This is a genomic window from Nocardia higoensis, from assembly GCF_015477835.1.
Taxonomy (GTDB): domain Bacteria; phylum Actinomycetota; class Actinomycetes; order Mycobacteriales; family Mycobacteriaceae; genus Nocardia; species Nocardia higoensis_A.
In genome coordinates, this window is record NZ_JADLQN010000001.1 from 2,487,068 (window position 1) to 2,513,557 (window position 26,490).

Annotated in this window: 26 protein-coding genes and 1 pseudogene; 16 read left to right on the forward strand and 11 right to left on the reverse strand. The window is 69.0% G+C overall.

The window, feature by feature from the left end; translation table 11 throughout:
• Positions 1-84 precede the first annotated feature (84 nt).
• Together moeZ and IU449_RS11270 are read right to left on the reverse strand one after the other, a co-directional pair.
• The gene (moeZ, locus tag IU449_RS11265; RefSeq protein ID WP_324188185.1) at positions 85-1,269 is read right to left on the reverse strand and encodes an adenylyltransferase/sulfurtransferase MoeZ; all 1,185 of its coding nucleotides are present in this window, start codon (positions 1,267-1,269) and stop codon (positions 85-87) included.
• A gap of 96 nt (positions 1,270-1,365) precedes the next feature.
• The gene (locus tag IU449_RS11270; protein ID WP_416382128.1) at positions 1,366-2,448 is read right to left on the reverse strand and encodes a DUF3152 domain-containing protein; all 1,083 of its coding nucleotides are present in this window, start codon (positions 2,446-2,448) and stop codon (positions 1,366-1,368) included.
• Positions 2,449-2,647: 199 nt separating this feature from the next.
• Here IU449_RS11270 and IU449_RS11275 point away from each other — a divergent pair, with 199 nt between their 5' ends.
• A complete protein-coding gene (locus IU449_RS11275; RefSeq protein ID WP_195001761.1) occupies positions 2,648-3,322 on the forward strand; it encodes a TetR/AcrR family transcriptional regulator in 675 nt (224 codons plus the stop codon).
• Positions 3,323-3,409: 87 nt separating this feature from the next.
• Here the strand turns inward: IU449_RS11275 and IU449_RS11280 are convergent, their stop codons facing one another.
• The 3 genes from IU449_RS11280 to IU449_RS11290 all read right to left on the reverse strand — a co-directional run bounded on the left by IU449_RS11280 (position 3,410) and on the right by IU449_RS11290 (position 5,672).
• Positions 3,410-3,637, reverse strand: a complete 228-nt coding sequence (locus IU449_RS11280) for a DUF3107 domain-containing protein (protein WP_195001762.1) — start codon at positions 3,635-3,637, stop codon at positions 3,410-3,412.
• Between the two features lie 174 nt (positions 3,638-3,811).
• Positions 3,812-4,546: a ferritin-like fold-containing protein gene (locus IU449_RS11285; protein ID WP_195001763.1), complete on the reverse strand. Its 735-nt coding sequence runs from the start codon at positions 4,544-4,546 to the stop codon at positions 3,812-3,814.
• Between the two features lie 67 nt (positions 4,547-4,613).
• On the reverse strand, positions 4,614-5,672 hold the full coding sequence (locus IU449_RS11290; RefSeq protein ID WP_324188186.1) for an alpha/beta fold hydrolase: 1,059 nt from the start codon (positions 5,670-5,672) through the stop codon (positions 4,614-4,616).
• Positions 5,673-6,212: 540 nt separating this feature from the next.
• Here IU449_RS11290 and IU449_RS11295 point away from each other — a divergent pair.
• The 4 genes and pseudogenes from IU449_RS11295 to IU449_RS11310 all read left to right on the forward strand — a co-directional run.
• Positions 6,213-7,620: pseudogene (locus IU449_RS11295) on the forward strand (DEAD/DEAH box helicase); the annotation flags it as partial.
• Between the two features lie 1,742 nt (positions 7,621-9,362).
• Positions 9,363-10,589, forward strand: coding sequence for a PQQ-binding-like beta-propeller repeat protein (locus IU449_RS11300; protein WP_195001765.1), 1,227 nt, complete (start codon positions 9,363-9,365; stop codon positions 10,587-10,589).
• Between the two features lie 109 nt (positions 10,590-10,698).
• Entirely contained in the window at positions 10,699-11,190 is a 492-nt protein-coding gene (locus tag IU449_RS11305) for a GNAT family N-acetyltransferase (RefSeq protein WP_195001766.1), read from the forward strand.
• Positions 11,191-11,209: 19 nt separating this feature from the next.
• Positions 11,210-11,917 (forward strand): endonuclease V, encoded by a 708-nt coding sequence (locus IU449_RS11310; RefSeq protein WP_195001767.1) that lies wholly within the window; start codon positions 11,210-11,212, stop codon positions 11,915-11,917.
• A 49-nt stretch (positions 11,918-11,966) separates the two neighbouring features.
• Here IU449_RS11310 and IU449_RS11315 read toward each other — a convergent pair whose 3' ends face one another.
• The gene (locus IU449_RS11315; RefSeq protein WP_324188240.1) at positions 11,967-12,377 is read right to left on the reverse strand and encodes a hypothetical protein; all 411 of its coding nucleotides are present in this window, start codon (positions 12,375-12,377) and stop codon (positions 11,967-11,969) included.
• Between the two features lie 166 nt (positions 12,378-12,543).
• On the opposite strand from IU449_RS11315, the gene IU449_RS11320 reads away from it, so the two are divergent.
• Positions 12,544-13,485, forward strand: a complete 942-nt coding sequence (locus IU449_RS11320) for a diacylglycerol/lipid kinase family protein (RefSeq protein ID WP_195001768.1) — start codon at positions 12,544-12,546, stop codon at positions 13,483-13,485.
• Positions 13,486-13,743: 258 nt separating this feature from the next.
• The gene (locus IU449_RS11325; protein WP_195001769.1) at positions 13,744-13,998 is read left to right on the forward strand and encodes a WhiB family transcriptional regulator; all 255 of its coding nucleotides are present in this window, start codon (positions 13,744-13,746) and stop codon (positions 13,996-13,998) included.
• Between the two features lie 270 nt (positions 13,999-14,268).
• Here the strand turns inward: IU449_RS11325 and IU449_RS11330 are convergent, their stop codons facing one another.
• Together IU449_RS11330 and IU449_RS11335 are read right to left on the reverse strand one after the other, a co-directional pair.
• The gene (locus IU449_RS11330; protein ID WP_195001770.1) at positions 14,269-15,783 is read right to left on the reverse strand and encodes a sensor histidine kinase; all 1,515 of its coding nucleotides are present in this window, start codon (positions 15,781-15,783) and stop codon (positions 14,269-14,271) included.
• Between the two features lie 21 nt (positions 15,784-15,804).
• On the reverse strand, positions 15,805-16,020 hold the full coding sequence (locus IU449_RS11335; protein ID WP_195001771.1) for a biotin/lipoyl-binding carrier protein: 216 nt from the start codon (positions 16,018-16,020) through the stop codon (positions 15,805-15,807).
• A gap of 91 nt (positions 16,021-16,111) precedes the next feature.
• On the opposite strand from IU449_RS11335, the gene IU449_RS29825 reads away from it, so the two are divergent.
• A complete protein-coding gene (locus IU449_RS29825) occupies positions 16,112-16,186 on the forward strand; it encodes a 50S ribosomal protein bL37 (RefSeq protein WP_110293457.1) in 75 nt (24 codons plus the stop codon).
• Positions 16,187-16,277: 91 nt separating this feature from the next.
• On the opposite strand, the gene rsrA is transcribed toward IU449_RS29825, so the two are convergent.
• The gene (gene rsrA, locus IU449_RS11340) at positions 16,278-16,550 is read right to left on the reverse strand and encodes a mycothiol system anti-sigma-R factor (RefSeq protein ID WP_195002494.1); all 273 of its coding nucleotides are present in this window, start codon (positions 16,548-16,550) and stop codon (positions 16,278-16,280) included.
• A gap of 23 nt (positions 16,551-16,573) precedes the next feature.
• On the reverse strand, positions 16,574-17,284 hold the full coding sequence (locus IU449_RS11345) for a sigma-70 family RNA polymerase sigma factor (protein WP_416382162.1): 711 nt from the start codon (positions 17,282-17,284) through the stop codon (positions 16,574-16,576).
• Between the two features lie 199 nt (positions 17,285-17,483).
• Between IU449_RS11345 and ybaK the strand changes: the two genes are divergently transcribed.
• Entirely contained in the window at positions 17,484-17,975 is a 492-nt protein-coding gene (gene ybaK, locus IU449_RS11350; protein ID WP_195001772.1) for a Cys-tRNA(Pro) deacylase, read from the forward strand.
• 158 nt (positions 17,976-18,133) lie between these two features.
• Positions 18,134-18,505 (forward strand): hypothetical protein, encoded by a 372-nt coding sequence (locus IU449_RS11355; RefSeq protein ID WP_195001773.1) that lies wholly within the window; start codon positions 18,134-18,136, stop codon positions 18,503-18,505.
• 30 nt (positions 18,506-18,535) lie between these two features.
• Here IU449_RS11355 and IU449_RS11360 read toward each other — a convergent pair whose 3' ends face one another.
• Positions 18,536-19,372: an SOS response-associated peptidase gene (locus IU449_RS11360; RefSeq protein ID WP_195001774.1), complete on the reverse strand. Its 837-nt coding sequence runs from the start codon at positions 19,370-19,372 to the stop codon at positions 18,536-18,538.
• Between the two features lie 174 nt (positions 19,373-19,546).
• On the opposite strand from IU449_RS11360, the gene IU449_RS11365 reads away from it, so the two are divergent.
• From IU449_RS11365 to IU449_RS11390, 6 genes are all read left to right on the forward strand, one after another.
• Positions 19,547-21,046: an aldehyde dehydrogenase family protein gene (locus tag IU449_RS11365; RefSeq protein ID WP_195001775.1), complete on the forward strand. Its 1,500-nt coding sequence runs from the start codon at positions 19,547-19,549 to the stop codon at positions 21,044-21,046.
• Between the two features lie 131 nt (positions 21,047-21,177).
• Positions 21,178-22,503, forward strand: a complete 1,326-nt coding sequence (gene aroA / locus IU449_RS11370; RefSeq protein WP_416382129.1) for a 3-phosphoshikimate 1-carboxyvinyltransferase — start codon at positions 21,178-21,180, stop codon at positions 22,501-22,503.
• Positions 22,500-23,501 (forward strand): ribosome small subunit-dependent GTPase A, encoded by a 1,002-nt coding sequence (gene rsgA / locus IU449_RS11375; RefSeq protein ID WP_228804466.1) that lies wholly within the window; start codon positions 22,500-22,502, stop codon positions 23,499-23,501. Before aroA ends, rsgA begins: the two co-directional genes overlap by 4 nt.
• Positions 23,502-23,689: 188 nt before the next feature.
• A complete protein-coding gene (locus tag IU449_RS11380; RefSeq protein ID WP_195001777.1) occupies positions 23,690-24,076 on the forward strand; it encodes a DUF732 domain-containing protein in 387 nt (128 codons plus the stop codon).
• Between the two features lie 166 nt (positions 24,077-24,242).
• Positions 24,243-25,592 carry an NADP-specific glutamate dehydrogenase gene (gene gdhA, locus IU449_RS11385; protein WP_195001778.1) on the forward strand — a complete coding sequence of 450 codons (1,350 nt, stop codon included), beginning with the start codon at positions 24,243-24,245 and terminating at the stop codon, positions 25,590-25,592.
• 102 nt (positions 25,593-25,694) lie between these two features.
• Positions 25,695-26,129 (forward strand): hypothetical protein, encoded by a 435-nt coding sequence (locus IU449_RS11390; RefSeq protein WP_195001779.1) that lies wholly within the window; start codon positions 25,695-25,697, stop codon positions 26,127-26,129.
• The last annotated feature ends 361 nt before the right edge of the window (positions 26,130-26,490 follow it).

Below are 26,490 nucleotides of genomic sequence, written 5' to 3' on the forward strand. Positions count from 1 at the left end.
CGCCGTGACGACGCCCGATTCGGTACGGCGCGCCGTGGGTGCAGCGTCCGTGATCTGCCGAGGTCCGACGCGGTGCGGAGGCTGTCAGTAAACCGGCAGCGACGGGTCGATCTGGGTGGCCCAGGCCACGATGCCGCCCTGCACATGGGTGGCATCGGAGAAACCGGCGCTCTTGAGCACGGCCAGCGCTTCGGCCGAGCGGATGCCGGTCTTGCAGTACAGCACGATCGGCCGGTTCTGCGGCAGATCGGAGAGCGCTTCGCCGGAGAGGATGCGATCCTTCGGGATCAGCGTGGCGCCCTCGATACGCACGATGTCCCACTCGACCGGCTCGCGCACATCGATCAGCTCGATCTCCTTGCCCGAGTCGATCAGATCCTCGAGCTCCTTCGCGGTGATCGTGGACCCGGCGGAAGCGGCCTGGCCTTCCTCGGACACCACACCGCAGAAAGCCTCGTAGTCGATCAGCTCGGTGATCGGGCGACGTTCCGGATCGCGACGCAGCTTGATGGTCCGATAGGTCATGTCCAGTGCGTCGTAGACCATCAGCCTGCCCAGCAGCGGCTCGCCGATGCCGGTGATCAGCTTGATCGCCTCGGTGACCATGATCGAGCCGATCGAAGCGCACAACACGCCGAGCACGCCACCTTCGGCGCAGGAGGGCACCATGCCCGGCGGCGGGGCCTCGGGGTAGAGGTCGCGGTAGTTGATGCCGCGGCCGTCCGGCGCGTCCTCCCAGAACACCGAGGCCTGGCCCTCGAACCGGTAGATCGACCCCCAGACGTACGGCTTGCCCGCCAGCACGGCGGCGTCGTTGACCAGGTAACGGGTGGCGAAGTTGTCGGTGCCGTCCAGGATCAGGTCGTACTGGGCGAACAGTTCCACGGCATTGTCCGGTTCCAGACGGAACTGGTGCAGCCGCACGTCCACATCCGAGTTGATCTCGAGAATGGAATCGCGGGCGCTCTCGGCCTTCGGCCTGCCGATGTCGGACTGACCGTGGATGACCTGACGCTGCAGATTCGACGCGTCGACCTCGTCGAACTCCACGATGCCGAGCGTGCCGACACCTGCGGCGGCCAGATACAGCAGGGCGGGTGAGCCGAGTCCGCCCGCGCCGATCACCAGCACCTTGGCGTTCCTCAGCCGCTTCTGCCCGTCCACACCCACGTCGGGAATGATCAGGTGGCGGCTGTAGCGAGCGATCTCGTCCTTGCTCAGATCCGCGGCCGGCTCGACCAGCGGCGGCAGGGACTTCGATAGTGACACGTCGGGGACTCCTCGCATCGTGTGGGCCGAATCCCGAGGTACAACGTCGGGGAATGGGTTGTTCTTCCCGGTACCGCCCGGCGGCGGTCCGGCTGGTCAGCCGCGCGGATAGGGCCAGGGATTGAACCGGCAACTCTTGCTGTCCATCGGCACCACCCCGCCCGGATCGAGAGCGGCGATGGCGTCGTTGTCGGTACCGAAGGTCTGCTGCATCATGATCGGCGCCAGGCCGCCGTCGGTCTCACACGGCTGATGCTGGTGGTACCCGATCGCATGGCCGACCTCGTGATTGACCAGGTATTGACGGTAGGAGCCGATGTCGCCGTCGAAGGCCAGGGCGCCGCGCACCCAGCGCGCCTCCGAGAGCAGCACCCGGTCCAGGCCGGCGTTGTAGCAGGAGGAATCGATGGGGATCTCGAAACCACAGGCCGTCCGGACCGTCTGGCGCGAGGTGAGCGAGATACGGAAATCGGGAGTGCCCGCATCGACGCGGCGGAAGGCGAACTTCGGATCGTGCACCCAGCTCTTGGGATTGGCCAGGGTGCTGTCGATCATCTTCGCCACCGAGGCATCACCGCCGAAACCCGAGGTGTCCACACCGTTCTCGATCTCGACGGTGTAGGAGAAGTGGTATTCGGTTCCCGAGCCCACCTCGGGACTCGTACCGGGGACCACCCGCCACTGGCCCGTGCCCGCCTCGGCGAAGGGGCCGCCGTCGGGCAGCGCGCCGGTCGGCAGATCGGCGGGGAAGGTGCCGTCACCGGGCGGAGCGCCGATCACGCCGCCCTCGGTCGGCGCGCTCAGTGCGCCGAATCCGGGTTCCTCACCGTCGGCGGTGAGGCCGGGACCACCGCGCATCGCGTCGACCAGCACCAGCGCGGTCACGGTCAGCAACACCGGCAGGGCGTAGGCGCGCCAGCCGTAGGTGGACACGAAGCGGCCGAGCGCGCTCTGCTTCTTGACCGGGCGATCGGGGCGCGGAGCACGGCGGGCGTTGTCGGTGGCGGCGGTCGGGTCCCAGCGGGCGCGCAGCGGTTGACGGGAACGGTCGGGACGCGCCCAGGTCTCGGTCGCGGTTCCCGGGGATCGGCCGTTGCCTGCGAGTGCGTCCGGCCGCGATGCCACTCCCGAGGTCACATCGTGCCCGCCGCCGGACGGTCTTTCCGTTCGGTCGGTCACGACGACCAGGTTCTCACAGTGCGCGATCGGCGACACCGGCCGCGTACCGCACGCGCCGGAAGGCTGCGAGAAATCTCACCGGCGGGCGATCTCATCGCGCACCCGGGTCGGCTGAGGACACCCGAGCGAGTATCGTGCAGGGAATACCCGGTGTACAACCCCTTTCTTGCCCCGGGGAATCGACTGGGAGAGCGAACATATGACCGACCTCGTGGACCGGATGACAGGCCGCAGGCTGTCCTCCGATGCCCCGCAGCCGACCAAACGCGGCACCCGGCTGCCGCGCGACGAACGGCGGCAGCAGCTACTCCACGCGGCGAGCGAGGTGTTCGTGCTACGCGGCTACCACGCCGCGGGCATGGACGAGATCTCCCAGGTCGCTGGCGTCAGCAAACCCGTGCTGTATCAGCACTTCACGAGCAAGCTCGAGCTCTACATCGCGGTACTGCAGAACTATGTCGACATGCTGGTGTCGAGCGTGCGCCAGGCGCTGCGCTCCACCACCGACAACAAGCAGCGCGTCCGCGCGGCCGTGCAGGCCTACTTCGATTTCGTGGACAACGAGATGCAGGGCTTCCGGTTGGTCTTCGAATCGGATCTGACCAGCGAGCCGCAGGTACAGCGCCGGGTCGAGCAGGCCACCGAGGCCTGTGTGGACGCGGTCTTCGACCTGGTCGCCCACGACTCCGGTCTGGACCCCTACCGCGCCCGGATCCTGGCCGTCGGCCTGGTCGGCGCCAGCCAGTTCACCGCGCGCTACTGGCTGGAGGCGGACCGCCCGATCCCGAAGGAAGAGGCCGTCGACACCACCGTCGCGCTGGCCTGGGGTGGTCTGTCGCACGTCCCGCTGCACAACGAGGAACGCCGGGTCTAGACCGCGGACTCCACCGACGAACACACCGCGCCCTCGGCATTCCTTCCGGAAGGAATGCCGAGGGCGCGGTGTGTTCGGTCCGCCGGATCAGATGGCGGCGAAGCCGACCCGGCCCACGGTGGAGGTGCCGATCTCGACGTAGGCGACCTTGGCGGCCTGCACCAGGAACGTACGCCCCTTGTCGTCGGTCAGCTTCACGATGCCCTCGGCCCCGTTCAGCGCCTCGGACACCAGCGCCTCGACCTCATCCGGCGTCTGCGTGCTGGTGATGACCAACTCGCGGGGGCTATCCGAAATACCGATCTTGACCTCCACGGCCAACCTCCGAACTTAGAGTCCTGTGCTGTCCGAACCAGGCTAGTGCAGTCGCGGCCCCCTGGAGCACACGAGTGCTGTGCTCTGAGCGAACCGAGGCATCCGAGCGAACCGAGGCACCCGAGCGAACCGAGGCACCCGAGCGAACCTGGGCACCCGAGCGAACTCGGCGCCTCAGATGCCCAGCACGGCCATCCGCTCGGCATGGCTGGCCTGCATGCGCTCGAACAGCGCGCCGATGCCGTTGAGATCACCGGTCACGGCGAGTACCAGGTCGGTCAGCTCGTCGCGCTGGGCCATCACGTACTGCGCCTGGGTGATCGCCTCGCCGAGCAGGCGCCTGCCCCACAGGGTCAGCCGGTCGCGCTCGGAGCGGTTGTCGCGCACCGCGCGACGCACCTCCTCCACGACGAACTCCGAGTGGCCGGTCTCGGCGAGCACGTCGCGCACGATGGCGGTCACCTCGGGGGTGAGCGCGCCCGCGATCTCGGTGTAGAAGTCCGCCGCGATGCCGTCGGCGACGTAGAACTTCACCATCGACTCGAGCCAGGTGGAGGGATCGGTGGAGGCGTGATAGGCGCTCAGTGGCCGCACGTAGGGCGCCATCGCGTCGAACACGTCGACGCCGCGCTCGCTCAGCGCGGTGCGCAGGGTCTGGAAGTGGGCCATCTCCGAGGCCGCCATCTCGGCCACCGCGACCTTGCCACGCAGCGAGGGAGAGAGTTCGGCTTCCTCGGCGAGACGGTAGAACGCGGAGATCTCGCCGTAGGCCAGCACCGCGAACAGTTCGGTGACACCCGGATGGTCGGCGGCGATCGGCGGATTCGCCCGAGTCTGCGCAGACGAAACGGACTGTGCCGACGGGACAGATGACGAAACACCGATCGCTGCGGATGACTGTGCTCCCATGCCGCCCAGCGTAGCCCTCGTGGCAGGAACGGTAGCTCCCGTGTCGCCCGCGGGGATCCGGCGTCGGTCAGGACACTTCGGCGAGGAACTTTTCCAGATGGGCCCAGGTGGTCTCGCGTGCGGTTTCGCCGGTGAGAATGCCCAGATGGCCGCCGGGCACCGTGTCGTAGCGGACGAACGGCGCACCGCTCAGCAACCGCGCGCCCGCCGCCACGGCCCTGGCCGGGGTGATCACGTCGGTCGTGCCGCCGATGAGCAGCACCGGTGTGTTCACCTCCGACAGCGCGATGCGCCTGCCTCGCAGGTTCAGCCCGCCGCGACCGATGTCGTTGGCCAGCACCAGCCGTTCCCACAGCTGCGCGTAGAAGCGGCCCGGGTAGCCGGGCATCGCGGCCATGAACCGGTCGATGGACTCCATCTTGGCCAGTGATTCGGTGCGCGCGATATTGCTGGCGACGAACCAGGGCCTGGTCAGTTCCCGGTTCCACGCCGTCGCCCGATAGGCGGCGCGGGTCAGCGGCGCGGGCACGCCCGTGGCGCGCACGGCGGTCGAGACGGTGCGGCCGCCGTCGATCCTGGCGACGGTGCGCACCGAACTCATCCCCGGCATCTCGTCGTAGTCCAGCGGCGAACCGACCGCGGTGATGGAGCGGATCGGCAGATGCGCGTGCGCGGCGGCGGCGAGCAACGACAGCGTGCCGCCGATCGACCAGCCGACCAGGTCGACCGGTGCCCCGGCGGCATCGGCACTGGCCCGCAGGACGGCGTCGGGCAGGATGTCGTCGATCCAGTCCTCGAAGCCCATCCGCCGGTCGGCGTAGCCGATCTCGCCGTAGTCGACCAGGTACGGGGTGCGCCCGGTCCCGAGCAGGAAGCGTGCCAGGCTCTGGTCCGGCCGCAGGTCGAAGCAGCTCGCGGGCGCGGCCAGCGGGGGCACCAGCAACACCGGCGGGTGCGCGCCCCCGGCGCCGTCGCGGAGCTCGTCGCGCTCGAATCGGCGCAGTTGCCGATGCGGTCGATCCCAGAGCACCGTCGACGCGGTGGGCTCGGGCGCTTCGACGCCGGTACCGAAGGTCAGTGCCCAGGCATTGCGGGCGGCGAGGGTGACGGTGTCTGCGATGCTCACGCCCAAGAATGTCTCACAGCCTGTCACAGACAGCTGCGGGCCACTGTCGCGGCGGAGGCGGCCCGCGACGCCGGTCACTCCGGTACCGGGAGGCCGGCCCGGGCGGACCGGGTGCCCGCCGAATTCACCTGTCGCGCACAGTGAATCCCTTGCCCATACCGCGTCGATGATCATTCGCCGAAAATCCACCGGCCCGAAAATTCGGGGGCTGCACATTATCACGCTACAATCAAGGCGGACTGTGGAGAATTTCGCTCCCGAGCCCACCACGAAGTCGCGCCGAACAGCGGTCCGTACACCGATGACCGCGGCGGTGACACCAGGTGGACACCGATGCGTTCCGCAGTCCGGAAATGTGCGCGCACCAGATCCGCATCACCCCGCGCCGCGCCGATTGCTCCGGGCCGAAAGCGCCCACCGCCCGCCGTCGATCACGACGGGCCAGCGACATCCGGCAGCGCCCACGGTGAACATCACAGGCGGATACGTGGTCGTCGCGGACCGGCCGGTCCGCCCCACGCCTCGTGCGCGCGTGACGCGATGACGAGGAAAGGCACGATCCTGAGCAAGATCACTGTCGAGCAGGAGCCAGGTCTGACGGACACTCTGGTGACGGCCGAACTGGACAACACACATACCGCCCCGACTTTCGCCGAATTGGGAGTGCGCGAGGAAATCGTCCGCGCGCTCGACGAGCGGGGTATCGAACGTACATTCGCCATTCAGGAACTCACCCTGCCGTTGGCGTTGGCCGGTGAGGACCTCATCGGTCAGGCCCGCACCGGTATGGGCAAAACCTTCGGATTCGGCGTCCCGCTGCTGCATCGCGTGGCCACCGCCGATTCCGGCACCACTCCGCTGGACGGCACCCCGCGCGCACTGGTCATCGTGCCCACCCGCGAGCTGTGCATCCAGGTCACCGAAGATCTCGAGCGCGCGGGCAAGTACCTGCGCAACCACAAGGGCGCGCTGAAGGTCTCCGCGATCTACGGTGGCCGCCCCTACGACTCCCAGATCGCCGCCCTGCGCGACGGCGTCGACGTGGTCGTCGGCACTCCGGGTCGCCTGCTGGATCTGGCCAAGCAGAACCATCTGATCCTCGGCAAGATCGGCGTGCTGGTTCTCGACGAGGCGGACGAGATGCTCGACCTGGGCTTCCTGCCCGATATCGAGCGCATCCTCACCATGGTTCCCGCGCAGCGCCAGACCATGCTGTTCTCGGCCACCATGCCCGGGCCGATCATCACCCTCGCCCGCACTTTCCTCACCCGCCCCACCCACATCAGGGCCGAGGAACCGCATGATTCCGCGGTGCACGACCGCACGGCGCAGTTCGTCTACCGCGCGCACGCGCTGGACAAGGCCGAGCTCGTCGCGCGGGTACTGCAGGCCGAGGGTCGCGGCGCCACCATGATCTTCACCCGCACCAAGCGCACGGCTCAGAAGGTGGCCGACGACCTGGCCGAACGTGGATTCGCGGTCGGCGCGGTGCACGGCGACCTCAATCAGGTGCAGCGCGAGAAAGCGCTGGACAAGTTCCGCAAGGGCGCGATCGACGTGCTGGTCGCCACCGACGTGGCCGCGCGCGGCATCGACATCGACGATGTCACCCATGTCATCAATTACCAGTGCCCGGAAGACGAGAAGACCTACGTCCACCGCATCGGCCGGACCGGTCGCGCGGGCCGCACCGGTGTCGCGGTCACGCTGATCGACTGGGACGAACTCAACCGCTGGGCAGGCATCGACACCGCCCTCGGTCTGGGCATTCCCGAGCCGGTGGAGACGTACTCGCGGTCCCCGCATCTGTTCGCCGAGCTCGGCATCCCGGAGGGTGTCACCGGCACCGTGCGCAAGGCGCCGCGTGTCCGAGAAGCCGATGCCGTGGTGGAGGAGCGTCCCGCCCGCGCGCCGCGCAAGCGCAACCGCAGGCGGACGTTGCGCGGCAAGCCGCTCGACGAGTCGCAGACCACCGAGCACAGCGAAACCCCGGCGGGCGACGCCGCCGAACGCGTCTCCGCCGACGCCGCGGTTGCCGATACCTCCGCGGTTGCCGATACCTCCGCCCCGGAAACGCCGACCGGAAACGATCGGGTGGGCGCCGATGAAGCTCCGGCCCGTCGCAGGCGCAGGCGCCGCCGTGGTGGCTCCTCGGCGAACAGCGCTGGCGCCCAGGCAGGTTCGGCCGACGCGAACGTTGCGGCGCCGACCGACGCCGCAACGCGCGCCGACGCGGCGCCCCAGCCCGACGCGGTGACGCAGCGCGGAGCCGCGGAGCCGCGCGACAGCTCGGCTTCCGACGGCGCCGCCACGTGTGCCGATACCTCGGCGAGCGAGGCGGAGACCGCGAATACCGCTGCTGCACAGGTCGATTCGGCCGGTCAGAGCGTCGATGCGGCCGCTGCTACGGCGGCAGTCCCTGATGCCGGGACGACAGCCACGCAGAACTCGGCCGCGGCGACGGATTCGGCTTCCGTACCGGCGACCGACGCGCCCCGTCGCCGGACTCGGCGTCGCACCGGTGCCACCGAGCCTGCCGACACCGCGGCCACCGACACCACCGTGACCGCTGCGCCGACTGCCCCCACATCGGCCGAGAGGGAGTCGGCGCAGGACACCGACGTCGCGCAGGTCCCCGCCGAGCCGGTCGAGGGCACCGCCCCTGCCGCCACCGAGGTGAGCACGGCGGACGGACAGACCGCTCCGCGCCGTCGTACCCGCAAGGCCGCGACCGGCGAAGCCTCGACCTCGGAAAACACCGGGGCGACGGTGCAGCCGGCCGAGGCAGCGGAAGCCCCGGAGGCAGCGACCGCGGAGGCGGTCGAGGGCGGCAAGCCCGCACCCCGCAAGCGCGCCCCCCGCAGGACAGCGGAGGCCGCGACCGCGGAGACGACCGACGGCGACACCCCGGCACCCCGCAAACGCGCCACCCGCAAGAAGGCGACCGCCGAGGCCGACGCATCGGCCGCACCTACGGCGACCGCAGCGGCGACCGCGTCGGGCCCGGACACCACCCCGGCCGACCCCGTGGCCCAACCCGCCGAGGCGACTCACGCCCCGACCGGGATCGACACGGCACAGGCGAACGGCGCGACCGGCGCCGCTCCTCGCCGCCGGGCCCGCAAGGCCGCCGCGACCACCGAAGCCGCGACTACGGCAAGCATCGGGGCGGCGACAGCAGAGCCGGCCGAGGCAGCGACAGCGGGAGCGGCCGAGGGCGACAAGCCCGCACCCCGCAAACGCGCCCCCCGCAAACCGGCGGAGGCCGCGACCGCGGAGACGACCGACGGCGACACCCCGGCACCCCGCAAACGCGCCACCCGCAAGAAGGCGACCGCCGAGGCCGACGCATCGGCCGCACCTGCGGCGACCGCAGCGGTGGCCACGTCGGCCGGGCCGGACACCACCCCGGCCGACCCCGTGGCCCAACCCGCCGAGGCGACTCACGCCCCGACCGGGATCGACACGGCACAGGCGAACGGCGCGACCGGCGCCGCTCCTCGCCGCCGGGCCCGCAAGGCCGCGACCGCGGAAACCGATGGGGCCACGGGAGAAGCGGCTGGGGCCGACAAACCCGCGCCCCGCAAACGCGCCCCCCGTAAGAAGGCCGACTCGAGCGCCGATGCGGTGGAAACGACGGCGGGATCAGCGGCTTCGGCGTAGAGCGGGCTATCGACTAATCTCGCATTCGTGCTCGCACCAGAGCGGCGAACGCGCGCCGACATCATCGCCGCCATCGGTATCGCGGTCGCGGTGCTGCTCGCCGCGATCGTGGTGTGGGCGCGCGGCGACGCCACCGGTACCGAATCGGTGACGGCGGTCGAGCCGGCGACCACCCCGTCGGCCGCGGTCGAACTTCCCACCACTCTGCGGGAGTTGTGGCACGCCCCCGACGACGCGAGCGATCGCGCTCTCGTCGCCGGGGGCGCGGTCGTCACCGCCTCCGACGGCACCGTCACCGGACGCGATCCGGACAGCGGCGCCGAACTGTGGCACTACCGCAGGGACATGCCGCTGTGCGGGGTGGAAGCGCAGTTCGGCATGGTGGTGGCCGTCTACCGGGACGAGCGCGGATGCAGCCAGGCCACCATGCTCTCCGGCAACGACGGCGCGCGCCGCACCGCACGCAGCAGTTACATGGACGACGAGGTACGGCTGTCGGTGGACGGCACCTACCTGCTGGCCTACGGCGACGAGCGACTGGAAGTGTGGCGTTCGGATCTGGTGCGCACCGTCGAATACGGCTATGTCGACGCGCCGGTGAACGTGAAAACCCAACCCCGCCGGGGTTGCGCGCTGCTCTCGGCGGCCTCCGGCTCGTCGCGGCTGGCGGTGCTGGAATCGTGTCCGGACGACGCGGCCATCCGCCTGACGGTGATGAACCCGTCGCCCAAGGACAACACCGTCCCCGAGGAATACGGTTCCCGCGTACTGACCGGGCCCGGGGCACAGTCGCGTGAAGCGAAGGTGCTCGCGGTGTCCGACAGCAAGATCCTGCTCTACCAGCCGGGCGCCGAGTCGGGTTCGGAGTCCGTGCCGCCGCGCCTGTCGGTTTTCGACGGCAACGGCAATCCGCTTGCCGTGCACGAGCTTCCGGCGCCGATGAAGGATCCGCGGACGACCAGGGTGGGGTCGGTGTCGTTGGTGCACACCGGCTCGGACCTGATCGCGCTGAACTCGGCCACCTTCGAGCCGCAGTGGACGGTCCCGGGCGCGATCGGCACACCGGCGGCGATGGCGACCCGGCTGCTGGTGCCGGTGCCCGATGCCATCGTGGCCGTGGATCTGATCAGCGGGGCCGAGGTGGCACGTATCCCCGTCGACCGCTCCGGCGGGGCGGACGCGGAGATATCCCTCGCCGTCCTCGGCGAGATCGTGCTCGAGCAGCGCGGCGACACCCTCTTCGGGCTCGGCTGACCGGAGCCGCTCGCCCCGCGCGCGCACCCGACCGTCCCGCCCGGCCGAGCGCAGATCTATCCGACCGGAGTCCGTGAGCACCGGACTCCCCCGACCGACGGAGCACCCGATGTCCGAATCGCCGATCCGCCGCGCCACCCGCGACGATGTTCCCGCCCTGGTGCGTCTGGTCTACGACCTGGCCGAATACGAGCGTGCCCGCGAGGAGTGCACTCTCACCGAGGAGCAGTTGCGCACCGCGTTGTTCGGCCCCGCGCCCGCCCTGTTCGCGCACGTGGCCGAGGACGAGACCGGCGCGGTCGTCGGCTGCGCGATCTGGTTCCTGAACTACTCCACCTGGGACGGCGTGCACGGCATCTATCTCGAAGACCTCTTCGTCGACCCGGCGGCCAGGGGCGCCGGTCTGGGCAAGGCGCTGATCGCCGCGCTGGCGAAGGAGGCCGTCGATCACGGCTACAGCCGGGTGTCGTGGTCGGTGCTGACCTGGAATACACCCTCGATCGAGTTCTACCGGGCGATCGGCGCGGCCGAGCAGGACGAGTGGGCCGGCTACCGCCTCAGCGGCGCGCACCTGTCGGCGCTGGCCGCGACCGTCTCCTGAGTCCTGCGAAACGACACCCGTGCGCATCCCCACGACTTTCACGCTGCCCGCGAACGCCGAAGAGGCCACGGCGATCCAGAACGAACTCCGACGTGGAGTGATCACCGTGGACCCGCGCCCACCGGCCTTCGCCACCGTCGCCGGACTCGACTCCGCCTACGACGACGCGACCGGCCTGGCCGCCTCGGCCGCGGTCGTGCTGGACGCCCGGTCCCTCACGCCTATGGAGACCGCCGTCGCGCACGGTGAGGTGCGGTTTCCCTATGTGCCCGGCCTGCTCGCCTTCCGCGAACTGCCGACCACCCTGGCCGCGCTGGAACAGCTGACGACGACCCCCGATCTGCTGGTCTGTGATGCGCAGGGCGTGGCCCACCCGCGCCGCTTCGGGCTGGCCTGTCACGTGGGCGTGCTGTGCGAGCTGCCGACGATCGGTGTGGCCAAGAACGCGTGGGGCGTGTGGAGTGAACCGGGCCCGCGCCGCGGCGACGCCACCGACATACTGCTCGACGGCGAGGTGGTCGGGCGCGCGCTGCGCACCCGCGACGGCGTGAAACCGGTTTTCGTCTCGGTGGGTCACGCCATCGGCCTGGACACTGCCTGCGCGCAGGTACTGGCTCTCACCCCGCGCTATCGCCAGCCGGAGACCACCAGGCAGGCCGACCAGCTCTGTCGCCGCGCACTCGCCGAGGCCGTCGCGGCACGGTCCGAGCCGAACGCTCGTCCCTGAATCCGTTCGTCCCGAGCCCGCTCACGCCGGGCCATTCACGCCGGGCCGTTCATCCCTGGGGAGACGCGCCCCCATAGTCCTCGGCCATCCAACGGTTCGAGGCGGGCGCGAACAACATCACCAGCGCCGCGACCACGATCACGGCGAGCAACGTGCCGAGTACAGGCTGATGGGAATCGGTGAGCAGCGACCATGCCACGGGCAGCAACAGAATCTGCGCGATCACCGCGATCGAGCGTCCCCAGCGGTGCCCGAGCAACAGCCCGATGCCCGCCGCGAACACCCCGCCGCCGAGGATGCCGAACCACGCCGCCGTGCCGTAGCCACTGGCCTGGGACTGATCGTGGCCGAGCAGGCCGCGGATCACCAGCACGATCGCCACGGTCACCGCGACGCCGCCCTCCAGGGTCACCAGCGCGCCCGCGCCGCGCACCGTGACCGGTGTCGCGTCCGCCGAAATCTCACCCGGGTCCGAGATCTCACCCTTGCCGGTCCCATCACTGTCGCTGTCAGCCACGCGGCCAAGCCTACGACGCGCGCCGCGCTCGTCACGCCGCCCGGTCGGCCCGGTCGGCCCGGTCGGCCGGATACGAGCCGCCGCCGCTCGCGCAACTAGGCTGCTCGGCGTGCGCACGCTGCTGATCGTCAATCCCAATGCCACTTCGACCACCCCGGCCACCCGCGATCTGCTGGCGCACGCGCTGGAAAGCCGCACGCAGTTGACCGTCGCACACACCCAGCACCGCGGTCACGCGGCCGAACTCGCCCAGTGGGCCTCGACCAACCAGATGGATCTGATCGTCGTACACGGCGGCGACGGGACGGTCAACGAGACCATCAACGGTTTCGTCCCGCTGCCCGAACTCGACGACGGACAGGTCTGGCGCCCGCGCCTGGGCATCATTCCCGGCGGCTCGGCGAATGTCTTCGCCCGCGCACTGGGAATTTCGCCGGACCCGGTCACAGCGACCAACCAGCTCATCGACCTGCTCACCCTGAATCGCGACCGCCGAATCGGCCTGGGACTGGCCGACGACCGCTGGTTCACCTTCAGCGCCGGCGTGGGCTTGGACGCCGATGTGTGCGAGGCCATAGATGCCGCCCGCGCGAAAGGCCATTCGGCCACTCCGGCGCGCTATCTTCGCACAACAGTTCGACAATTCTTCCGCGCCAAGGGGCATGAACCGAAGGCGCGAATCACCATTCCAGGACATGAGCCGATCGACGGTGTGCATTACGTCTTCGTGACGAACACCGATCCGTGGACATATCTGAACTCCACTCCCGTGCGCACCAATCCCGGCACGAGGTTCGAGACCGGCCTCGGGGTGTTCGCCATGAGATCGATGTCACTACTGCCCACCCTCCTGGTCGCCGGGCAACTTCTCGCGCCGGAGGGAAACCCGCAGTCGCGCCAATTGTTTCGCCAGGACGACGTCCCGGCCGTGCATATCGAGGCGCGGGAGCCTCTCGGCCTGCAAATCGACGGCGACTTCATCGGCAAGCGCGAGACGGTGGATTTCACCGCCGTCGCCGGCATGCTCGATGTCGTGGCTCCGCAGTCGTGAGAGCGACCTCACACCTGTGACGAACCTCCCGGTTGCGCTGCGAAAAGCCGGGCGAGCGAGTAAAAAGGAACGGACGGGCACCCCATGCGGGAACCCCGATCGCGTGAGCTTCCCCACGGTGACCTGGATACCTATTGACATCTACGGTGTTCGTGAAAGCATTCACAAGCAACCGTGCGGAAACCTTCAGGTCGCACAAGTTAACGAACCACAAACCACTAAGGCGCCTCTCCGGGCGCCCAGCAAAGGAGCAGAGGAATGGACTGGCGCCACAAGGCCATCTGTCGCGACGAGGACCCCGAACTGTTCTTCCCGGTGGGTAACAGTGGTCCTGCGCTCGCGCAGATTGCCGATGCCAAGCTGGTCTGCGCCCGCTGCCCCGTCACCGCCGATTGCCTGTCCTGGGCCCTGGGCTCCGGTCAGGACGCGGGCGTATGGGGTGGTATGAGCGAAGACGAGCGCAGGGCGCTGAAGCGTCGCAACGCGCGCACCCGCACCCGCACCACCGTCTGAGAGACGACGCAGCGATACCGGGCCCTATTCGGCGGCCCGGTATACGCATTGAGCCCGGCACACGGACAAGTGCCGGGCTGTTTTATTTTCGCGGAATTGTCTGCAATTTTTCGGTAATAGACGAACGATTCACAACGTGTCCTACACCACATGAATAACTCCGCTTTCATTCGGCGCGCGCACCGCCGGTAAAGGCAAGGCATCTTCTCGGCAAATGCCGGCGGCGGAACGTCGGATACCGAGGCCGGGCAGGATGGAGCGGCCGGGCCGTCAGCGCCCTTGACGACGGCCGAGCGGCACACGCAGCACCGCGTCGGTTCCGACGTCGGCACCGGGGTGCAGTCCGATCGAGCCGCCCAGTTCGGCGGTCACCAGGGTCCGCACGATCTGCAGCCCCAGCCGATCCGAGCCCTCCAGACTGAAACCCGGGGGCAGGCCGCGGCCGTCGTCGCTGATGATCACGTCGAGCCAGCGGGCCGAACGCTCCGAGCGGATGGTGACGGTACCGGTCTGGCCGGAGTCGAAGGCGTGCTCGATGGCGTTCTGGACCAGCTCGGTCAGCACCATCACCAACGGGGTGGCGCGCTCGGCGGAGAACACGCCGAGAGAGCCGGCACGGCGGACCTTGATCCGGGTCGTGTGCACGGTGGCGACGTCGGCCATGATCGGCAGCAGCCGGTCGACGACCTCGTCGAGATCGACCTCCTCGTCCACCGACATCGACAGCATCTCGTGCACCGAGGCGATCGAGGTGACCCGGCGGACCGACTCGGTCAACGCGACTCTGGCTTCCTCGTTCTCGGTACGCCTGGCCTGCAGTCGCAGCAGCGCCGCGACAGTCTGCAGATTGTTCTTGACCCGGTGGTGGATCTCGCGGATGGTCGCGTCCTTGGACAGCAGCGCGCGGTCGCGGCGTTTGACCTCGGTGACATCGCGGACGAGCACCGCCGCGCCCGCCAGCTCACCGTGCGGTCGCAGCACCAGGGTGCGCAGCAGGACCGTGGCGCCCCGCGCCTCCACCTCCATGCGGCGGCCGGTTCGCCCGGCGAGCGCGGCCTGGATGTCGCCGACGACCTCCTGGGCGTCGAACGGATCGGTGATCAGCGACCGGGTGGTGGCGGCCAGGTCCTGCCCGTCGAGATCGGCCTGCAGCCCCATCCGGTGATAGGCCGACAGCGCGTTCGGGCTGGCATAGACGACGATGCCCTGGGTGTCGAGACGGATGAACCCGTCACCGGCACGTGGACTGGAGTGCGTGGCCGCGCGGTCCTCGGTGGTGGGGAAGGTGCCCTCGGCGATCATCTGGCACAGATCGTCGGCACAGGCGACATAGGCGATCTCCAGGCTGCTGCGCACCCGGGAACGCTGCATGTCGGTGTCGCGGGAGAGCACGGCGATCACATGGTCGCCGCAGCGCACCGGGATGGCCTCGCGCACCGCGTGTACCGGGTGCGGGTGGTAGACGCCCTTCATCTCCGCGTCGCCCTCGGTACGGGTCACCGTGCCGGTCAGCAGCGCCTCGAACACCTGCGGATGATCCTCGCGCGAGGCGACCGTACCGACCATGTCCTCGACGTGCACGGTCGACGCCGTCGTGGGACGGCACTGGGCGACGCAGACGAGATCCGCGCCGTCCTCCACCGGACCGGCCCCCACCCACAGCAGAAGATCGGCGAAGGACAGATCGGCGAGCAGCTGCCAGTCCCCCACCACCCTTTGCAGATGGTCCACGGCCAGGCCGGGAAGGTCGGTGTGTTCGGCGAGGAGTTCGCTCAGCGTCGCCATATCGGGTCCGGCGCCGGACCGCTAGGAGATGACGGCGATGAGATCGCCGGCCTGTAGCACCTGGCCGGGCTCGACCTCCACGGCGGTGACCTCACCGGCGATCTCGGTGAGCACCGGGATCTCCATCTTCATGGACTCGAGCAGGATCAGCGTCTGGTCCTGTTCGACCTTGTCGCCGACGCTGACCTCCACGGTCAAGACGGTGGAAACCATCTCCGCGCGCACTTCCTCAGCCATGACACCTCATTCGTTCGGTTGGCCTGTATCCGCTGAAGCTACAGCCAACCACACGTGAAAGAATGGCCTTCAATCAGAAGGGAGACTACCGATGGGTAAGCGTGGACGTAAGAAGCGTAGCCGCAAGGGCAATGCCGCCAACCACGGCAAGCGGCCCAACTCCTGAGCCGCGGCCGGCAGGCTGAACATCGAGCGGCACGCCACCCCGTTTCCGGGAGGCGTGCCGCTCGGTTTCGTTTCGATGGCGGCTGTGCCGCTCAGGCGGTGTCCGCCGGGCTGTCGCTGCTCTCGATGATCGTCACCGACCTGCGGATCTCGACCGACAGCCGCGCGCGTAGCGAGTCGGGTGCCTTGTCCCCGCCGCATTTACGACTGAGCAGGCTCTTGACCTTCTCCTCGATACCGTATGCCTCGATGCACGGCGAACAGTGGTCCATGTGGTGCTGCAACCGGGCACGGGTGGCATCGTCGCACTCGCCGTCGAGCATCAGCCAGACGTCGGTGAGCACGGCCGTGCAGTCCATCTCCATGTCGGGGTCGTCGTGCTCGACACTCACTGCTTGACCTCCTGACGCTCGCCCCGGTGGAATCCCCGCTCGCGCGCCACGTCGGCGAGCAGGCCCTTCAGTTGCTTGCGGCCGCGGTGCAGCCGCGACATCACGGTACCGATCGGGGTCCCCATGATGTCGGCGATTTCCTTGTAGGGGAAGCCTTCGACATCGGCGTAGTAGACCGCCATGCGGAACTCTTCGGGCAGTTCCTGGAGTGCCGCCTTGATGTCGTCGTCGGGCAGGGCGTCGAGCGCCTCCACCTCCGCCGAGCGCAGTCCGGTGGAGGTGTGCTCGGCGGTGGCGGCGAGCTGCCAGTCGGTGATCTCGTCGGTCGGGTACTGCGCGGGCTGGCGCTGCTTCTTGCGGTAGGAGTTGATGTAGGTGTTGGTGAGGATGCGGTACAGCCACGCCCGCAGGTTGGTGCCCTCCTTGAAGGACTTGAACCCCTGGAACGCCTTGACGTAGGTCTCCTGGACCAGGTCCTCGGCGTCGGCCGGGTTCCTGGTCATGCGCAGCGCGGCACCGTAGAGCTGATCGAGCAGCGGGAGCGCGTCACGCTCGAACCGCTGCGCCAGGCTCGCCTCGTCCTCGGACTCGGCCGGTCCGGACACCGCGTCATCGTCGCTCGTCACACCTGTCCCTTCGATCGGCGTCCCTGCCGAATCTACCGGCTCGACGCGATCGTGCGGGAACCCGGCGTCCGTCGGGGCCATCAGGCCCCGTAGCGGGCGTTCGTCGAGCAATACCGACACCGGCCTCTCCTTCACTTGTCCTCGGGGTTTCCCCTCGCATGCAACACACCCGGGCGGCGCGGTGTTCCCGGCGGATCCCGCCGACGACGCCGGTCACCGCGGTGGGGAGCCGGCGGATAACCGGTGGCCGCGCGCGGGCGCGCGGCTCTAGGGTGTCGCCATGGCCGCCGCTCCGACCCCCGCCGTCCGCACCCTGACCACGGCGAAGTTGCCCCATCGCGTGCACTCCTACAAGCACGACCCGCGCGCCGATTCCTTCGGCGCGGAGGCCGTCGCCGCGCTGGCCGCCGACCTCGGCGTCGAGCCCGAGCAGATCTTCAAGACGCTGGTCGTGGAACTGTCCACCGGTGGGCTCGCCGTCGCGGTGCTGCCCGTCCCGAACTCGTTGTCGCTCAAGGCCGCCGCGAGCGCCCTCGGCGCGCCGAAGGCCGCGATGGCCGAACGCGCGGCGGCCGAGCGCAGCACCGGGTATGTCCTCGGCGGTATCTCCCCGCTCGGTCAGCGCAGGAAACTGCCCACGGTGATCGACGAGTCCGCCCTGCGGTGGGACCGCGTCCTGTGCAGCGCGGGCAAGCGCGGCCTCGAGATCGAGCTCGCCCCGGACGATCTCGTGCGGGCCGCCGACGCGGTGGTCGCGCCGATCACCGCCTGAGGGTCCGCCTGCCGACACGCCGCGCGTGCCTCGCCCGGTGTCGGAGTACTCACAACTCACCGGCGACACGCCATGAACGGGCGACGTCTGCCCGCGCCGTGTGCGTTACTGGGTGGGCGTTTTCCAGCCAGGTCCGACTCGTCCGACCCGAGGAAGTGATGCGAATGTCCGCCCGCCCGTCGACCCCGCGCCGCTCGCGCATCCGCCGTTCGCTCGCCGCTCCCGCACTCACCGCGACACTGCTGCTGACACCGGCGCTCACCCCGGTGTTCGCCCCGGCCGCAGGCGCGCAACCCGGGCTCGGGGAGGTCATCCCGGCACAGCCCGGCCCCTCCGAAATGCCTTTCGACGGTCGAGAATCCGACGATTCCCGCAGTGATCAGACAGGCGGCGATCAGCCAGGCAGCGACCTGACCCGTAAGGCCGAGGAGTTCGGCGGCTCGGTCGTCAACGAGGTCATCGACCTGAGCACCGGCATCGTCAAGTGCGTGATCAATCTGGCGACCGACTCGGTACCGTGTCCGCTCTGATCCGCGAGGTCTACGCGCCCGGGCCCCCGGTCACAGCAGGCTGATCTGCCCCGGTCGCTGCGCCTCGTCCCGGGATTCGTCGACTTCGGTCAGCAGTTCGGGCCCGTTGTTCTTGACACTGTTGACCAACGTCGACACCGGCCGCACGACGATGTCGCGCACGACCTCGTCCTCCGGCGTCGCGAGCAGTTCCGCGGGCGCCGGATGGTCGGGGTCGAGCCAGGCGTCCCAGTGCTCACGCGGCATGGGTAGGGGCATCCGGTCGTGGATGCGGGTGAGGTCGCCGACCGCGTCGGTGGTGAGGATCGTGCAGGACAGCAGTGGTTCGCTCGCAGGCAGCGCGCGATCGCGCCATACCGACCACAGCCCGGCCATGTACAGCCGCGAGCCATCGCTGTTGGTCATGAAATAGGGCCGTTTGATCGCCTTGCGCCCGCCGGCCGGGTCGGGTTCGACCAGCCACTCGTACCAGCCGTCCATCGGGACCAGACAGCGCCGGTATTTCACGGCGTCGCGGAACGACGGCGTGGTGGCGGCCTTGTCGGCGCGGGCGTTGAACAACGGTTTGCCCTTCACGGGCACCCCCGGCTCGGCGGCCTTCGTCCAGGCCGGAATGAGCCCCCAGCGCATTCGCCGGATCCGCAGCGTCGGGTCGTCTTCGGGGTGCTCGCGGTCGTGCCGGGAGACGATCGTGAGCACCGTGTTGGTCGGCGCGACGTTGTAATTCGCGTCGTCGGCGTTCGCCGCGCTCCGCCCGCCCCCGGAGGACGGCGCGTTCGAGGTCTGCGGGCCGGCGGTTTCGTCGATGGCGTCGAGCTCTACCGCGAGCCTTCCCGGATTCGTCGTGGTGGCATATCGTCCGCACATATTTCCGAGCATGGCACCCCCCGCCGACACCGGTGGCAACAATTCGGGGGATAGTGGGTGACCTGGTGAGAGTTTTGACTTAGCATTCTCTCAACGGATGGAATGCATCACACCTGTCCGCTCCGGCACGCGCACCGCCCGGCCAACGCATGAAGCAAGAGGAGAGCCACCGACGTGACAACTATCGAGACCGCCCCCGACACCACCCTCGAATCGGTCAACCCGGCGACGGGCGAGGTCCTCGCCACCTACCCGGTCGCCGACGAGGACGCGGTGCGCGCGGCCGTCGCGAAGGCCCGCAAGGCCGCCAAGGTGTGGGGCGCGCTGAGCTTCGACGAGCGCCGTAAGCACCTGCTGCGCTGGTCGAGCCGCCTGGTCGCCGATGCCGACGAGTTCACCGAGCTCATCCACAAGGAGAACGGCAAGCCGCGCGACGACGCCTTTCTGGAGCTGATGCTGGCCCTCGAACACATCGCCTGGGCCGCCAAGAACGCCAAGAAGATCCTCTCGCCGAAGAAGATCTCCTCCGGCGCGATGATGTCGAACTTCGCCGCGCGCATCGAGAGCCGCCCGCTGGGCGTCGTCGGCGTGATCGGCCCGTGGAACTACCCGGTCTACACCCCCAACGGCTCCATCGGTTACGCGCTGGCCGCGGGCAATACCGTGGTCTTCAAGCCCAGTGAGTACTCCACCGGCATCGGCAACTTCCTGGCCCAGGCGTTCAAGAAGGCCAACCCCGAACTGCCCGAGGGTGTCTTCGAGACGATCAACGGCTACGGCGCGACCGGCGCGGCGCTGGTCACCTCCGACATCGACAAGATCGCCTTCACCGGCTCCACCGCCACCGGCAAGCGCATCATGGCCGCCGCCGCCGAGAACCTGACCCCCGTGCTGCTCGAGTGTGGCGGCAAAGACGCGGTCATCGTCGCGGCCGACGCCGACGTGAAGGCCGCCGCCGACGCGATCGCCTGGGGCGCCACCGCCAACAGCGGCCAGACCTGCGCCGGTGTGGAGCGCGTCTACGTGCACAAGTCGGTCGCCGACGAGCTGATCGCCGAGGTCAAGCGCATCCTCACCGACGTCAAGCCAGGTTCGGACGACAAGGCCTCCTACGGCCCGATGACGATGCCGAGCCAGATCGACATCGTCAAGCGCCACATCGAGAGCGCGCTGGCCAACGGCGCCACCGCCGTGCTCGGCGGTCCCGAGTCCGTCAAGGGCCCGTTCATCGAGCCGGTCGTGCTGGTCGGCACCGACGAGAACTCCGAGGCCGTGACCGAGGAGACCTTCGGCCCGACCATCACCATCCGCGTCGTCGACTCCGTCGACGAGGCGGTCGAACTGGCGAACAAGTCGAAGTACGGCCTGTCGTCGTCGGTGTACTCGAAGAAGGACGGCCTGGCGATCGCCCGTCGGCTCGAGGTCGGCGCCACCTCGGTGAACTCCGTGCTCGGCTTCGCCGCGATCCCGGGCCTGCCCTTCGGTGGCGTGCGCGACTCCGGCATCGGCCGTATCCACGGCGAGCCGGGCCTGCGCGAGTTCACCCGCCCGCACTCGATCGCGATCCAGAAGTTCACGATCCCGGGCATGGCGCTGCTGAGCTACTCGCGCACCGAGCAGAACATGGCGATGCTGCGCAAGGTCGTGCCGTTCCTGCACGGCCGTAACAAGTAATCCTTGATCCGGGGCGAGGCGCACCGGCGACCAGCAGGGTGCGCCTCGCTTCGACGCACGGCACCGATGAACGCGGGGTCGGTGCCGTGCGTCGAATGGGCCACAGTTCGCATCCGCCCGCGTGTCCACGGATGCGATCGGCAAAGATGGACCCCGTGACTCATTGGCCAGCGCCCCACGTCGACGTCCCCGTTCACGCGACCGTGACCCTGCCCGGTTCCAAGTCGATCACCAATCGCGCGCTGATCCTCGCCGCGCTGGCCGACGGCCCGTCCACCATCACCGGCGCACTGCGCAGCCGCGACACCGACCTGATGATCGCCGGTCTGCGTGCGCTGGGCACGCGCATCGAGGGCGAAGCCGACACCCTGACGGTCACCCCGGCCCCGCTGCGCGGCGGCAGTGTCGACTGCGGCCTGGCCGGGACCGTCATGCGGTTCCTGCCGCCGGTCGCCGCGCTGGCCGCGGGCCGGGTCTCCTTCGACGGCGACAGCCAGGCCAAACTCCGTCCGCTCCGGACCATTCTCGACGCACTGCGCACTCTGGGCGCCGAGATCGAGGGCGACGCATTGCCGTTCACCGTCTCCGGTGCGGGCACGCTGCGCGGCGGCCCGGTCACCATCGACGCCTCCGGCTCCTCGCAGTTCGTCTCCGGCCTGCTGCTGTCGGCGGCCCGGTTCACCGAAGGCGTGACCGTGCACCACGACGGCGCGCCATTGCCGTCCATGCCGCACATCGAGATGACCGTGGAGATGCTGCGCCGCGCCGACGTGGAGGTCGAGGCCCCCGCCGATGTCCGCGCACCGCAGATCTGGTCGGTGCATCCCGGCGTGATCCGCGCCGTGGACTGGGAAGTCGAGCCGGACCTGTCGAACGCCACCCCGTTCCTGGCCGCTGCCGCGGTGACCGGCGGACAGGTGAGCATTCCGCACTGGCCCCGGCTGACCACCCAGCCCGGTGACGTGATCCGCGAGATCCTGGTCAGGATGGGCGCCGAGGCGCGCTTCTCCGAAAACGTGCTGACCGTGCACGGCCCGGATCGCCTGGCGGGCATCGACATCGACCTGCACGACGTGGGCGAGCTCACCCCCACGGTGGCGGCGCTGGCCGCGCTCGCCGATTCCCCGTCCCGGCTGCGTGGCATCGCGCATCTGCGCGGGCACGAGACCGACCGGCTGGCCGCGCTGTCCACCGAGATCAACCGCCTCGGCGGTCAGGTCACCGAGACCGAGGACGGCCTCGAGATCTCTCCCGCGCCGCTGCACGGCGGCATCTGGCACTCCTACGCCGATCACCGGATGGCCACCGCGGGAGCCATTCTCGGCCTGCGGGTGCCGGGCATCGAGATCGAGGACATCGGCACCACCGCCAAGACCCTGCCCGATTTCGTCGAGCTGTGGGACCGGATGCTGGTCGGCGATGCGGCGGTCGCCGAATCGGGCGGAGCCGCACGCTGAATCCGCCACGCCGCTCCGCCTCCGGCTACGACGAATCCGATGTCCGGGTTCGTCCGGGCCGGAGTTCACGTCCGCGCACCAAGACCCGCCCGCAGCACACCGACGCCGAGCAGGCGATGGTGGTGGCGGTGGACCGCGGCCGCTGGGGCTGCGTGCTGGACGGCGATCCGGACCGGCGCATCGTCGCCATGCGTGCCAGGGAACTCGGCCGCACCCCGATCGTCGTGGGCGATCAGGTGGATGTGGTCGGCGATCTCAGCGGCAAGCCCGACACCCTCGCGCGGATCGTGCGGGTCAACGAACGCCGCACCGTGCTGCGCCGCACCGCCGACGACACCGACCCGTTCGAGCGCATCGTCGTGGGCAATGCCGAGCAGCTGTTCATCGTCGTCGCGCTGGCCGATCCGCCGCCGCGCACCGGATTCGTGGAGCGCGCCATGGTCGCCGCCTATGTCGGCGGCCTGCGACCGGTTCTCTGCCTGACCAAGCGCGACCTGGCCGCGGACTCCGAGTTCGCCGCCGTCTTCGCCGATCTCGACCTGACCATCGTGCACGCGGGCATCGACGACCCGCTGGGACCCGCGCTGGATCTGCTCACCGACCGCCTGACCGCCTTCATCGGGCATTCCGGGGTCGGCAAGTCCACCCTGGTGAATCGCCTGGTGCCCGACGCCTATCGCGCCGTCGGCGAGGTCTCCGGCGTCGGCAAGGGCAAACACACCTCCACCCAGTCGGTCGCGTTGCCGCTCCCCGGCGGGGGCTGGGTCGTCGACACCCCCGGCGTGCGCTCCTTCGGCTTGGCCCACATCACCCCCGACGACGTGATCGCCGCCTTCAGCGATCTGGCCGAAGCCATCGAGGACTGCCCGCGCGGCTGTACCCATCTCGGCCCGCCCGCCGACCCGGAATGCGCACTCGACGAACTCCCCGGCACCGAGCAGCGCGTGGCGGCCATCCGCCGATTGCTGGTCGCGCTGAACTCCAACGATCCCTGGTGAAGACCGCCCCGTATCCCACCACCGCGCCAACCCCGCGGACGGATCACCCGGCGAGTTCGAACCGATAGTCCGCCCCACCCCCAAATGTCGTCCGCTATCTGCGGCAAAATCCCTCCTACCTGCGTTTTCAGCGCTAGCGTTCACCGCGCCCGGTGTCATCAACCCGCTCTCGGCCAGCAGAAGGACACATGCGCACGCACCCCCTCCGTTCCCGCTCCCTCCCCACTCTTGTCACCTTTTCCGCGCTATCGCTCGGACTGTCGGCCCTGCTGTCCGGCAGCGGCACACCGGCCGTGGCGACGCCCGATATGCCTTCGGCCGCAACGCATTCCGGTGCCCACACGCTTGTCGACCGCCAATTCCTGCGAGAGAGTTTCTTCGACGACGAATCCGCGGCGGTCCAGAACGCCGCCATCAAACTCGCCCGCAGTCAGTGCGCCTATCTCGACACCGCGGGCAACCGCCCCGCCGACCACATCTATCTCGCCGAATCCGCCACCGGCACAGTGGAATACCCACATCTGTTCCTGGAGGCCGCCATCCACGCCTACTGCCCGCACAATCGGCTGCTCTGATTCGTCGCACGATCGAGGTGAAGCGGGTCGGCACAACCGGGGGGGTGCGAGTCGCCCTGAACAGCCACTGCGCGACCGCCGAGGAGGTCCCGGCGCAACAGTGACCTCACACACCCGGGCGCGGCCCGGTGAGTTCGCCGGATACGGCGGGGAGGATGATCGGCTCATGGCTGACTTGGACGCGAGGCTGCGCGACATCTACGAGGAGATCCTGCACCGAAATCCCGGTGAAGCGGAATTCCACCAGGCTGCTTACGAAGTGCTGGAGAGTCTCAGCCCGGTCGTGGCCAAGCATCCCGAGTACACCGACGGCGAGATCATCCGGCGGCTGTGCGAGCCGGAACGCCAGATCATCTTCCGGGTGCCGTGGGTCGACGACCAGGGCCGCGTGCAGATCAACCGTGGCTTCCGGGTGGAATTCAATTCCGCGCTCGGGCCCTTCAAGGGCGGACTGCGCTTCCACCCCAGCGTCTACCTCGGCATCGTCAAGTTCCTGGGTTTCGAGCAGATCTTCAAGAACTCGCTGACCGGCATGCCGATCGGCGGCGGCAAGGGCGGATCCGACTTCGATCCCAAGGGCCGCTCCGACGGCGAGGTCATGCGGTTCTGCCAGTCGTTCATGACCGAGCTCTACCGCCATATCGGTGAGTACACCGACGTGCCCGCGGGCGACATCGGCGTCGGCGGCCGGGAGATCGGGTTCCTGTTCGGCCAGTACAAGCGCATCACCAACCGCTACGAGTCCGGCGTGCTCACCGGCAAGGGCCTCACCTGGGGCGGCTCACAGGTGCGCCCGGAGGCCACCGGCTACGGCACCGTCTACTTCGTCGACGAGATCCTGCGCTCGCGCTCGGACAGCTTCGAGGGCAAGCGCGTCATCGTCTCCGGTTCCGGCAATGTCGCCATCCACGCCATCGAGAAGGTCGCGCAGCTCGGCGGCCTGGTCGTGGCCTGCTCCGATTCGGCCGGCTACATCGTCGACGAGAAGGGCATCGACCTCGACCTGATCAAGGACATCAAGCTGGCCCGTCGCGACCGCATCAGCGTCTACGCCGAGGAATGCCGCGGCGAGGCGCACTACGTCGACAAGCAGTCGATCTGGGATGTTCCCTGCGACATCGCCCTTCCGTGCGCCACCCAGAACGAGCTCGACAAAGACGCCGCCGCCACGCTGGTCCGCAACGGCTGTACCGTCGTCGCCGAGGGCGCGAACATGCCGTGCACCCCCGAAGCCGTGCGCACCCTCTCCGACGCGAATGTCACCTTCGCCCCCGGCAAGGCGGTCAACGCGGGCGGCGTGGCCACCAGCGCCCTGGAGATGCAGCAGAACGCCTCCCGCGACTCCTGGACCTTCGAGTACACCGACGCACGCCTGGCCGAGATCATGCGCGGCATCCACGACCGCTGCCTGGAGACCGCCGACGAGTACGGCTCCCCCGGCAGCTACACCGCGGGCGCCAATATCGCGGGCTTCATCCGGGTCGCCGACGCCATGCTCGCCCTCGGCGTGATCTGAGGGCTCGCGAATTCTTCGCGAAACCACTACGCACACAAAAGCGAAGTACTAGCGTTTCGCATTGCTCGCCCTCGATGCGGGCAATGCGAAGGAGTACCACTCATGAAGAAGTCCCAGCGTGCCGGCGTCGGCACGACCGCGTTCGGCGCCCTGGCCGCTGTCGCGGTGCTCGCGGCACCGAACGCGAACGCCTTGGTCACCGGCGTCAGCGTCGCCGGCGTCACGTTCTGCGCCGGTGACACCTATACCGTCACCGTCGAGACCACCGTGACCTCGTTCCTCTTCGACGTCACCCTGACAGACAACGGCGTCGAGATCGGCAAGAAGAAGCCTTCCGACAGCAAGGCCGTCTTCTCCTGGACACCGGCCTCCCCCGGCGAGCACACCCTCGAGGCCGTGCAGGAAGTGATCAGCAAGAAGTCCGTCACCGTGGCTGTCGAGGACTGCACCCCGCCGCCCACCGGTGGCGACAGTGGGTCCGCGGTCGGCAGCGGCGGCCTGGGCGCGCTGCTGCCGAGCCTCTCCGCGGGCGACTGACGCCCCGCTTCCCGACCGGTCAAGGGGACTCCCGGCAAGAGCATCGTCACGACGCCTTCCAGGAGTCCCTTCGTCTGCGCGGTTATCGCTGTCCCGTTCCTCCACACGCCGGACAGTGAATCCACGAACCGACGTCGATGTATCCGCCGGTCCCCGAGCACCGCGAACACGAGACGATCCGTAGCGACCACACGATGTGTGCCATTTCCCCTGCTACCCCTTTCTCGGGGCCGCCCTCGGTTCGAGGACGACCCGGCTCCGATGCTGCCATTCCGCGAGCCGGGTGTCTGTCCTCCAACTGCCCGACGGACCCACACCGGCGAGCCGAATCGGCCGCACAGTCGGATAATCGGCGGACAGC